The organism is Alteromonas sp. LOR, assembly GCF_000753865.1.
GTDB lineage: Bacteria > Pseudomonadota > Gammaproteobacteria > Enterobacterales > Alteromonadaceae > Alteromonas.
In genome coordinates this window covers 99,312-110,939 of record NZ_JQFW01000010.1, presented here as the reverse complement: position 1 = coordinate 110,939, position 11,628 = coordinate 99,312, and the positions used below count along the sequence as shown (strand labels likewise).

Below are 11,628 nucleotides of genomic sequence, written 5' to 3'. Positions count from 1 at the left end.
GACGATGTAGAGATTTTTCTACATCTCGATTGTAGTTTTTAATTCTGACGAGCGTTCAAATGTTCTCTCGACAAAGAAGTCAGCACGTCTCGTTATAGACTTTAGCAGTTATCATGGCGTAATGAAGAAGCAACCAATATGCGACTAGCCCGTACTCGACATATGCCAAGTGCACTAAGAGGAGAACTTCTCCTTTACAGAGGAATTTCAAATATTAGCGTTTGAATCATAGTGACAACTCAATGCCAGCTTGATCTTGCTGGGACGCAAGAATGCTACCAGTAATCATGGATAAAGCCTGCTTAAGTTCTCTAATCCACTTATCCTCTGGCAAACCTCCTTCGCAGCGATTTTCATCAAATGCATGAGCCAACTCGTTGTAGAAATCATACTTCACATCTAATTCGGCTAAACCCCCTGCATTTCTCGACCTGTAGAAATCAAAAATCAAAGTCATAGCGTTGAACCCTTCAAACTCTTGCTTTCCTTTATAGTTGAAAAAGCATGGAGTCATCTCGACAAGGCTTCCAATTGTATTAGATGAAAATAGCTCTACTAACTCTGGTGGCCACTCTTTTAGATATCTATTAGTCACAATTTGTTTTAAATGATTATCAGTAAAATCCAAAAAACTACTAGCTTCTAAGTTTTCTTTTCCCCATAACCCTTGTCCACTCCGCTGAAGGTATTCCCACTCGTTTTCATAAACAGGGAACCATTTTGCGAAATTTTTAACGTCACTAACGATGACGGTCTCTATTAGAGTTTCACCATCCTTATCAATTTTTACTATGGTGTATCCAGGTTGATAAGCTGCTAAGGAAGGCACTTGCACATTCGTAAATTCAGCGTCTGGTGACTGACTAATATCGAAGAGGTGCATGTGACCTCCAAGATGTAACTTTAAGCCAGTCGCTTCTAACACTCTGGTTGTATTATTAGAGGGTTGGCGAGTCAGCTGCATGGCAGTTTCGCCTAGAAAACTGGTAATTTTATCCGTTTGTTTGTCTGAGAAATCAGCCATGGGGAAATGACTAAAGCTAACCAACTTTTTATTATTTTCTTTTGCACGCTCGACAACTCGTTGGATCCATTTTACGAGCTGAGGTTTATATTCAATTAGTGCGTCATAACCTGCGTTACTCGACCCATCAAATTGTTTATTGCTCAAACTACCTGTTGGCTTATACACGTTTGCATCTATCGCCAACAGCCAAAGACCATCTACAGGCTCTACTAAATAGCTCATGTCAGGCATATCTACGCAAAATTCGTCGCCATCACACCATGTCCAATATCGCTTAGCTAAGTCTACCGTATTAAATGGTGTTTCGAATAACTTGTCTGCAGGCGAAGGTGAAAAACCATGTTCAGATAGTGACTGAGCAATCTCTTTATACCCCCACTCTTTAAGTAGTTCTGAGCAAAAATCACTTTTTCCAGACACGCAATCTTGATGTGCTGGGCTCATAACACTGATTTCTGCACCTTCTCGGCTCAGAAAGTCGCGTTTGCCGCCAGGACGTGTAAAAGGCCTGACCGGATCGTGATTGCCGTTGATAGCGAAGAACCGTAGTCCATACTTTTGCTGGTACTCGTCTAGTATTTCCTTTAATGCAAGAATATTTACTGGCTGACCGTCGTCAGTGAAATCACCTGGTAACGCTACTAACTTGATATTCCTTGCTACTACATCATCAAGCGCTTCTTTAAACACCATAATATTTTCATTGAACAAACGAGTAGAACTCAATTGAGAGCGCATACTTCTCAGTAATATTGGGGCGTGGCTTGAAGGATCTTTTGGCAAGGCACTTTTAGGAAGCGTTGCCGCTGCGCCTTCAGGTGAATGAAGATGGATATCAGCTATGAAGGCGATTTTTACCTGCTGAGATTCGTTTTTGGCAGCGACATTAATAGAAATAACTGCAAAGAAGTAACATATAACTAGCAACCCGCATGACAGTACATTCAATTTGCTAACGTTAAATACTCGTATCTCTTTAGTTCTTCTTCCATTTTTACTCAAAACGCAGCCCCGTTCAGTAAGTCACTAATACTAATAACAGCACTTAGCACTAAGTGGGGACAGTGGTTCACAAAAAATTTAGTAAAAAAGGTTTTGCTGTATGACACTTTTATGAAGTTTATCCCTTAGCAAAAATTTCCTGTCCCCTTTTTCAAACAACTCCGCTCTACCCTTCAAAATAGTCTTTGAATGTATACCCATGCGTTATCTTTTACTTTCTTTAACTCTGGTTTTTGGCGCCTTTTCTTACGCGAAATCACTGGATCATTATCAAATTATTGGTTCTCACAATAGCTACAAAAAAGCGCTACCACCAGAGGCTAGGCAGTTTTTAAAAGATGTATCACCGGAACTTTTAAAGAAGATTTCTTATATTCATCCTTCGCTTCAAGAACAGTTGAATTTAGGAATTCGTCAAATTGAAATTGATGTGGTTAACGATCCAAATGGGCATCAATACAACACGCCAGAAATAGAAACACTTGCCAATAGTAATTGGTTTTCAAAGAGTGAACGCCAAATTTTGGCAGAACCTGGGTTTAAGGTTCTTCATATTCCACACGTAGATGTGATGACGCATTGTTTAACCTTACAGCTTTGCGCAAAACAACTTTTAAGGTGGTCAGAAGCTAACCCTAATCACTTCCCCATTACTGTTCTTGTGAATGCGAAAGAGTCGCAGCCAACGTTTCTTAGTAAGGCGGCCCCTGTCGCTTTTTCCGTTTCAGACTATCAACACTTAGACAACGAAATTGCGCACTTATTCGGGAGCAAGTTAGTTACGCCAGATCGCGTTAGGGGTCGCCATCATACGTTAAGGGCAGCAATAACAGAGACTGGCTGGCCAAGTGTTGAGGCACTTCGAGGTAAATTCTTGTTTTTATTCGATGCTAATAAAGCTCAAAAAGAGATATATCTTCAACAGAATTCAACGCTTCAAAATAAAAGCATGTTTCTCTCTGTCCCAGAACACTCCGACGCTGCCGCAATATTCATTCGAAATGATCCAGTTAAAAGTCAGCAAGAAATTCAAGCGCTCGTCAAAGATGGTTTTCTAGTGAGAACTCGTGCTGATGCTGATTTATCGGCAACTACACAAAGCTTGCGAGCGCAAAGAGATGCAGCATTTGCCAGTGGGGCTCAGTTCATTTCTAGCGATTTCTATAACCAGTCTCCCCAATCCATACGTCGTGGTTATTCAGTTTCTTTCGAGAATGACTGCTTGAAAAGATTTAACGCTGTTAAACATCAAAATTTAATCAATTAAAAGGTAAACCCATGCATACTAACTTCAAAAAAACACTCTTAGCTACAGCTGTCTTATCTGCCACCTGCATGACGCAATTTTCTGCTCAAGCACAACAGACAGAAGATGAAATGATAGAACAGATTGTAGTGAGTGGTTTTCGAGGCTCACTTATAAAAGCTAAAGACTTAAAAAAGGACGCCCTAGGTTCACAAGATTCAATTCTTGCTGAAGATATCGCTGACTTCCCGAGCCTCAATTTAGCGGAATCTATTCAAAGAATACCAGGCGTAACCATAACCCGTGAAGCTGGTGAAGGTAGACAAATATCTCTACGAGGCCTTAACGCAGATTTTACCCAAGTGCAATTAAACGGCATGGAAGCTCTAGGTACATCCTCATCTGCAATGGACAGTAGAGGAACAACTAACCTATCTCGTTCTTTTGATTTTAACATTTTTGCGTCCGAACTATTTAACCAAATTGACGTTCAGAAGAGCTATTCTGCAGAAATGGATGAAGGCGGCATAGGCGGCACTGTAAAACTCTATACCGCGAAACCATTTAATTACGATGGATTCAAAAGTGTAATCAGTGCGCAAGCGGGCGATAATTCACTAACAGACGACGTAAGCCCGAGGGTCGCAGCCTTAGTTTCAAACACGTGGGGTGATTTTGGCGCTCTTGTCTCACTGGCACTCAGCAAGCGTGATACGGCTGAACAAGGTTATAACACCTATCGTTGGCGGCCTCGCAACGCCCAAGGCTCCGACATATCTACACTATCACAAGCAGATCAAGAAGCCGTAAATAGCGGCAATCTACGTTTCTCACGAGGCAGTAGATACTCACAATTTAATAGTGAACAAACTAGGGTTGGCGCTACAGTGGCACTTCAATACAGACCGTCTGATGCATTCTCGCTTGAACTCGATGCATTATACGGCACACTTGATAACGATAGAGGAGAGTTTCACTTACAAAGCAGAGGTTCAAGTTCTACCGCACTTGGCTGCACAGGTGCAGACTATGACGGGGCACGCAATTTTTGCTCTGGCTTGACTGACATAGAATATAACCAAAACAACGAAGTTATATATTCTTCGTGGGAAAATACCGCTCTGCACTCAGAAAGTCGCGATCAACAAGCAACAACAGACATTTCACAGTTGGTGCTAAACGCACAGTGGCGTGTGACCGATGCATTTACGGTTTCAGGCCTACTCGGCCATATGCAAAGTGAATATGAAAGTAATAGTGCAAAAGTCTACTTAGAATCTTTCGCTGATATGACCATAGATTACAGGGAGGACCGATTTTATGGCACCAATACCTACATCAATGGATTTGATCCAACAGATATCAATGAGTTTCGTTACCATGAGATAGACCTTCAGGAAGACGAGGTAGAAAATAGCTTTGATATCGCTAAGCTCGATGCGGATTACTTGCTGTCTGATAACGCTTCTTTGAAATTTGGTGGTTCCTTTAAAAAGTTCGAACACAGCAACAACAGAGAACAAGTTGGCAATGCATTAAGAAGTGCATGGCAAAGTGGCGAAGTAAGCGATGTGATTAACCCTGAATTTGTTTATGTAAACTCAATTCACAAAAAACAAGATTGGCTAAGTACTGACGTTGGCGCTGTGCTAAACGCGTTCGATGTTGAACGCGACATTATGTATAGCGATGCGCCTAATGAAGTCGTAGAAGAGACCGCGGCGCTATACGCGACTTATGAATATGACCTGCTATTGCCTGACTCTGAGCTGAGAACTAGTTTTGGTTTGCGCTATTTTGATACCGATATTCAATCTAGTGGCATAGTGAATGGTAGTGAATACGTCACTGTAGCAAGGGACTATGATGGACTGTTACCCACACTGAATGTTGCATGGTATTACACAGAGAGCCTTGTTCTGAGAGCGAGCGCAGGGAAAAACGTCACTCGACCTACACTGGGTAGTTTATCTGTATCAGGTACGGTAAATACTGACCCATTATTTGGTTCAAGTGGTTTGAGTATCAATGCCGGTAATCCTAGTCTTCAGCCTTTTGAAACAATCAATATGGAGGCGGGTGTTGAGTATTACTTTGATGAAGTCGGTTATGCCTCTGTCACTTACTTCCAAAAAGAAATTGATAACTTTATTGCTACTAATGTTTCTCCAATAGCCTATGGTGATACAGGATATCCGCTATCCTTAATCGAAGGCATGGTAGACGAAAATGGAAATACGCAAACGCCTGATACACTGTATACATTCTCTCAACCTCAAAATTTAGCAGAAAGCGACTTTTCAGGCTGGGAAATAGCGTTCCAGCGTGATTTCGATTTTCTGCCAGCACCATTCGATAATCTTGGTGCTATTGTGAACTATACGTATTCTGATGGCGAATCTTTACACAATATTTTAGTTGATGGTGAAAGTGTAGAAGTTTACCGCCCCTTTTATGGATTATCTGAGAATATCTACAATGCAACGATGTATTACGAGACAGACAATTGGGGAATGCGCGTTTCGGCAGCCTATCGTGATGATTACTTAACGCAGGTTGAAACGTCGAGCAGCGACCAAGATGAGGCAGGCTTTCATGGCACCACTTACTGGGATTTCTCAGCATTTTATAATGTAAACGATAATCTCAAGGTAACACTAGAAGGTATTAACCTTTCTGATGAACGCGAAGAGCAATACAGCGATTCGGATGACCGTTTGTACAACACGACGGTTAGTGGAAGAACCTTTTACTTAGGTCTTACTTACTCGATGTAAATGAATGTACTCGAAGGGCTACAAAAATAAGCCCTTCGAGTTTTTAATAGCGATAAGAAATGGCAAGAGAGTAATTACGACCGTTCACTGTGGTATTGTATGGACGATAAGAAGAATCGGAGTACTGAATTTCTCGCTCATCAGTGAGATTAGTTGCTTCGATCCTTAGCTCTACATTATCAGTGATTTGATAAGCTATTACTGCATCCATATATAGTGTTGATAAAAATCCTGTCTCATTTTCATCAACTAAGGTTCCTCCATCTACCCTTGCAATATACTCATCGCGATAGGTGGCTGAGAGTCGTAGGCTCAAAGCGTATCCCTCAAGATAGGCGGTAAGATTAGCCAATAGCGGAGAAAGATAAGGCGCAGCCTTTTTATCTAGGCGGTCACCGGTACTAGTGTTGTAGTACTGAACATTTCCAAACGTATAACTGGCATTTGCCACTATCCCAACGTGAAGTACGTTAAAGCGCGACATATATTCGCCCAAGGGCCATTCCAACTGCACACTTCCTTCTACGCCATATAAAAAATAAGTGCCTTGGTTCGTTGGCGTTACGACATCTATGTAAACACTTTCAAAATCACTAGAAAATAATTCAGGATAATCTCTCGCTACGTCACTCAAGGGCAAGCGTTGACTCATGGGAGCTATACTGTTTTTTATCCATTTTCCAAATACATTGGCCGAGTATCTATCGATTTCTCCCGGATATGATTCGAAGCTTAGATCGAGATTGTAAGCACTTATAGGCTTAAGCCTATCATTGGGAAGAATAACAATATTTTCATCATCGATGAGCTGAATATTTCGTGTCAAGGTATCCAATTCTTGGTGGCCCAATGTTCTGCTAATTCCGACTTTAACTACTTGCTCATCTCTTCGGTAGTTAAATTGCATTGAGGGAAGAAGCGCAATATTGCTTAGGTTATAGCGATTACTAAGACTAGACTGAAACACCGAAATAAAAGAATTATCCCGCTCAGCTCGAAGCCCTGCATTGAATGTCCAATCACTATCTTCGACAGAATATTGAGTAAAGAAAGACGTTCGGCTTTCTTTTATCACGTTGTCAATAACGCGGTCTGGAGCATAAGACAGTGATAGTGAATCTACCGAAGAAGGTTTGTTGTAAAAAGAATATACCTGTTCTGGTCTAAGAGCTAACCAATTTAAATGCTGATGACTATCAAAAACATATGCTGTGCTTTGAGGTACTGCCTCTCGTGTAGATAACCAGCGTTCTTTTAGGATGTTTTGGATATCCGTGTATTTGGACGTATTTTCAAACTGCACGATTTCAAAACCCAGCTCCCAGGCACTTCGCAGGCTTGTATTTACCTGTAATTGACCTTTCAGGTAAGTAAAATCAGACGTAGAGATAAACTGCTCAGAGTCGAGCTCGTTCATTTGCCACATATCGGGACGAGTCAATTCAGCGCTATATTTTATGCTAGGGAAGTAATAATCGTCTCTGTAGTCGATAGAAACATCACTTTCTCCTCTCATGTAAGCTCGAATACTGTGAGGCATTTTATAAGTAGCACTTTGCACACCTAGCACACCATCAAATAAAAGATCACTCGACATTCTGTGCTCGAAGTTCAGCACGGCTTGTTTAAACTGCGTTGATACTTCCTGATGACGGCTTTCTGTGCCAACACGAGCATTTTGGTAGTCCGCATAAACGAGTTCATGCTTTGAGTTAACCTCTGCCTCCGTAATAAGGGTTTCGCCCTCGATAGTTGGCGTCGATTGAAAGCCCCGTGGATAGAGGTGGTTCTCTTGTCGTTGGCTATCAAGTCGGCCGTAGATCCAGTCGATTGTGAAATGACTGATGTCAGTTTGATACTCAAGAGTCGCTCCAATACCTAGGCGGTCCATATCTCCTCGCCACACAGAATAGCGATTTCCTCTTGGAACCCTAATTTCCTGATTCTGCCAAGCTTCAACAAGTTCATAATCTAAGGCAGAGACATTTGCTCCCTCGGGAGCAAGTCGTCTCCATCTAAAGGTATTTGCACCTTGCTCTTGATACGACCTTCGTCCGTAGGCTGCTGAAATCAACATGCCCCAATATTTGTTCGTCGAAGACAAAGTAAATGAAGAACGGTTTGAAAGACCTTCAGCATATTGATTTGTGTCGACTTGATGAGAAACGTTCCATTGGAGTCCTGGTGAATCGAAAGGTTTTGCTGTGGTTAGTGCAGCAATACCAGCCACGCCGCCGCTTGGTTGCTCTACAGAGTAGCTTTTAAAAACTTTAATTTTGCTGAAAAGTTCTGACGTAAACAAGTTGAGATCAAAGGAGCGATCTCTATCCCTCTGTGTCCTGCTATCCATAGGGGAGTCATTATTTGACAGTACAGGCATTCCATTTATCGTAACCAAAGTAAGATCGGGGTCTAAGCCTCGCAGCACCACCTGACGTCCCTCACCCGCTTCTCTCGTAATGCTCATTCCAGGAATTCGTTGCATCGATTCTGCTAGATTTCTGTCTGGGTATCTTGAAATGTCTTGAGCGACTATAACGTCTGAGACCTGTTTCTCGTTGCGCTTTTCTTGTCTAGAGAGGTTTAGAGAGCCACGAATTCCGTTAACGTTTATTTCTTCTATAACAGTTTCGTCGATTACGCTTTCAGATTTTCGTATGACTACCCCACTACGTGTAATGCTAAAGGTTAATCCTGTTCCATCTAGTACATGTTTCATCGCCGTTTCGAGCGTAAACCTGCCAGAGATAGCGGGCGACATTACCCCCTTAATTAGAGAAGGGGATGTGACATAACCGACACCAAATTTTTCTACAACTAGCTCTAAGCTTTGACTCAGTGATGTAGAAGAAAGCGTTATACTTTCTAGTCTCTCATGGTCAACGGTAGAGGCATAAGCAAAAGGGCTTGTGTCACTTACAATTAACGACCAAAGCAATATCACCCTACATCTACACGAGACGCTTTTAAGCATAATGAACGACTACTTTACTTGTCTCACTATGTAATCTGAGCTCGTTTGCTCAACCGAGAACTCTTGCATTGTAGATAATAGGTCTAGAGACTCACTAATATTGCGCAAGCTAAATCGCCCTGAGATAACTACATCTGGGTCACCTATGTAGTTGAGGTGTCGTGACGAATAACGGTTCAATTTTGCTATCACCTCGTTTATGGGTGTGTCTTTAATACTTAACCACCCCATCCTCCAACTTGGAAGCTGCTGTGGCGTAAATACCGAGCTTTCTGTAATAGCACCATTTAAAAGCGTAACTTCTTGACCTCTATTTAAAAGAATTTCGCGGTCGGCATTAACTCTTACCGTACCGTCATAGACTTTTAAAATAGTCTGATTTTCTAGCCGATCAATGTCAAAAGCAGTCCCTACGACTGTGATTGTTGCTTCATCTAAATCCACGATAAACGGTCTTTCAGGCGCATGCGTAACGTCAAAATATGCCTGGCCTTTAGTGAGTTTAACCTCTCTTTTTTCCGCACTAAACGCTACGCTTATTTGACTATCACCACCTTGATAAACAATTGAGCCATCATCTAACACGTTAGACTTTTCTTCTGTTACAGACGTTGAAATAACGTTAAAAGTACTGATTTCATATTCAGCAAGAGTAGATAGCCCTTTACCAGAGTTCGCCGTTGAATCAACATTACCCGCAGTAAAATACACCACTATACATGCAATACACGCTGCTGAAGCAATTGACCAGTAAGTAGCAATACGACTTTTCTCTATCTTATTCTCTGCATTCTGATTCTTCACTGGACTATTTTTCGATCGCGGCGCTTTTCTTGCTGACATGGCTATAGCACGTGCAGCGAGTTCAGGCTGTCCCATGGCGGTTGCTATCTTTTGAAAAGCAACCTTGTTTTTCTCTACAGCAAGCCAAAGCGCGAAATCATGCTGCTCCTGTTCATTCAGTTCATCAATACGATCAACCCAATCTGCTGCTTCCTCTAACACTATCAATGTCATCTTTTCACGCCGCTAAATCTGTATAATAAAATTAAGAGATAGAATTTCATCTTTAATTGTCCTCAAGCCACCCAGCCTCTTCAAGTTTCATCGTGATTTCTACCATCGCTCTTGTTAGGTGTTTTTTGACTACCTCAACACTAACATCTAACCTTTCAGCGATGTCATCTCGCGCCAAGCCATCTACTCTTCGAAGCAGAAAAATTTCTCTTCTGATGGGTGACATGTTTAAGAGTATATTGTCTACCAGCGCCAGTTTCTGTTGATTAAAATAAGTATTACTTGGCGAATAGTCATCAGACTGAATACTTACTTCTTCAATATCGACGTAGTGCGGAACATTTTTTTTCTGAAGATCGTATAAAACGGTTTTCGACACCGTAATCATATAGGCGAGTGGAGAGTCTAATTCCGATAGTTGCTTGCTTTTCTTCGTCCTTAACACTGTCTCTTGGAAGATATCGTCAGCTTGGCTTCTATCGACTGTTAAACTTCGGATGAATGCCTTAAGCGACGTAAATAAATCTTTAACGTCGTTATTATCTAACTCATCCCAATGTAAATCTTCCGCTGGTTTCATTGTTAGTTAATTTACTAAAGTTCTGTATTTTTATCATATATCTCATGTGTGACACTATGATTTCAGGAGCTCAATAACACCCTTTAAAATCTAACACTTCGCCTCAAATACTAAATGAAATGAGGTGAAAAAATTCACCTCACTGAAAATTAATAGATATCAAGATAAAACAAATCTTTAAGCAACATGTTTTCATCTTTTAAATAAGAAGGGTTTCTATCACAAGTATTTTCTGTTCCGTCAATTATTCCAGCTAAAATCCTTCCTCCGTCAGATCTGCACACCATTCTTTCATGCGGCCTAAGATCTCTGTTTATTGGGTTTGTAGAACCAGGAAAAACACTGTTTTGTCCAATACTAGAAAGTGCTTGAACTCCAGGAGCCCATGTTTGACCTGGCCCTCTGGGATCTTTCCAATAGTAGCAGTAGTTCCCCGTTCCAAATGCCCAGCTGTCAAAGGATGCCCTACTACGCTGGTCGTGATAATTGCCGTGAGAGTACTTTCCGACATAAACCACCGGATGACTGCCATCCGTCTCAATCTCTGAAACAGGTTTTGTATATCTACCATTGTGCTGCCAGTAAGTGACATGCTTTATCGAGCCATTTACAGTGTGCACCGTTACTGGCTCCCAATCATCCGAATGACCGCTATCAAACGTGGTGCAGCCGTTTTGATTACCGTAGTAAGCCCAATAAGTGATAAGTGAATGACTATTTCCGCCTATTGATTCGGAATAGCTTTCCGCGTAAACAGAAGGAGGCGTCACCTGAAATGAGGATTTGTTATTACAGATACCAGAATTTAGCCCTTGAGCGGGCTCAGTTGGCCAGCACCGTAAGTCGCTTCTTAATTTAAAAAGAGGCCTAAAGTCCTGTACTTCTGAAGTACTAGCTAAAGATGGAAAAGATAAGCTAGCTATAATTAGTGCAGCGATAGTCTTCATAGTTTATCCATTTAGGGTAAGTTAATTTTGCAGTTGATTAAAAACTACAACTATGAAG

General features: G+C 41.5%; 7 protein-coding genes. 2 read left to right on the top strand and 5 right to left on the bottom strand.

From position 1 onward, the window contains the following. Positions 1–226 precede the first annotated feature (226 nt). Positions 227–2,029 (bottom strand): metallophosphoesterase family protein, encoded by a 1,803-nt coding sequence (locus JV36_RS0104385; protein WP_081926519.1) that lies wholly within the window; start codon positions 2,027–2,029, stop codon positions 227–229. Between the two features lie 199 nt (positions 2,030–2,228). Between JV36_RS0104385 and JV36_RS0104380 the strand changes: the two genes are divergently transcribed. Together JV36_RS0104380 and JV36_RS0104375 are read left to right on the top strand one after the other, a co-directional pair. Next, positions 2,229–3,296 (top strand): Ca2+-dependent phosphoinositide-specific phospholipase C, encoded by a 1,068-nt coding sequence (locus tag JV36_RS0104380; protein WP_032096188.1) that lies wholly within the window; start codon positions 2,229–2,231, stop codon positions 3,294–3,296. 11 nt (positions 3,297–3,307) lie between these two features. After that, complete coding sequence (locus JV36_RS0104375; protein ID WP_032096187.1) at positions 3,308–6,052, top strand: TonB-dependent receptor; 2,745 nt, start codon at positions 3,308–3,310, stop codon at positions 6,050–6,052. A 43-nt stretch (positions 6,053–6,095) separates the two neighbouring features. On the opposite strand, the gene JV36_RS0104370 is transcribed toward JV36_RS0104375, so the two are convergent. The 4 genes from JV36_RS0104370 to JV36_RS0104355 form a co-directional block, all read right to left on the bottom strand. Next, positions 6,096–8,990 carry a TonB-dependent receptor gene (locus tag JV36_RS0104370; RefSeq protein ID WP_160173360.1) on the bottom strand — a complete coding sequence of 965 codons (2,895 nt, stop codon included), beginning with the start codon at positions 8,988–8,990 and terminating at the stop codon, positions 6,096–6,098. Between the two features lie 45 nt (positions 8,991–9,035). Continuing rightward, positions 9,036–10,043, bottom strand: a complete 1,008-nt coding sequence (locus tag JV36_RS0104365) for a FecR family protein (protein WP_032096185.1) — start codon at positions 10,041–10,043, stop codon at positions 9,036–9,038. Between the two features lie 52 nt (positions 10,044–10,095). Next, positions 10,096–10,623 (bottom strand): RNA polymerase sigma factor, encoded by a 528-nt coding sequence (locus JV36_RS0104360; protein ID WP_052010182.1) that lies wholly within the window; start codon positions 10,621–10,623, stop codon positions 10,096–10,098. Between the two features lie 149 nt (positions 10,624–10,772). Next, a complete protein-coding gene (locus tag JV36_RS0104355) occupies positions 10,773–11,393 on the bottom strand; it encodes a hypothetical protein (protein ID WP_152561540.1) in 621 nt (206 codons plus the stop codon). Positions 11,394–11,628: the final 235 nt, after the last annotated feature.

Bases quoted from the DNA above. Each gene is read 5' to 3' on its own strand.
- JV36_RS0104360 (WP_052010182.1), bottom strand. From the start codon at position 10,623: ATGAAACCAGCGGAAGATTTACATTGGGATGAGTTAGATAATAACGAC.
- JV36_RS0104375 (WP_032096187.1), top strand. From the start codon at position 3,308: ATGCATACTAACTTCAAAAAAACACTCTTAGCTACAGCTGTCTTATCT.
- JV36_RS0104380 (WP_032096188.1), top strand. From the start codon at position 2,229: ATGCGTTATCTTTTACTTTCTTTAACTCTGGTTTTTGGCGCCTTTTCT.
- JV36_RS0104365 (WP_032096185.1), bottom strand. From the start codon at position 10,043: ATGACATTGATAGTGTTAGAGGAAGCAGCAGATTGGGTTGATCGTATT.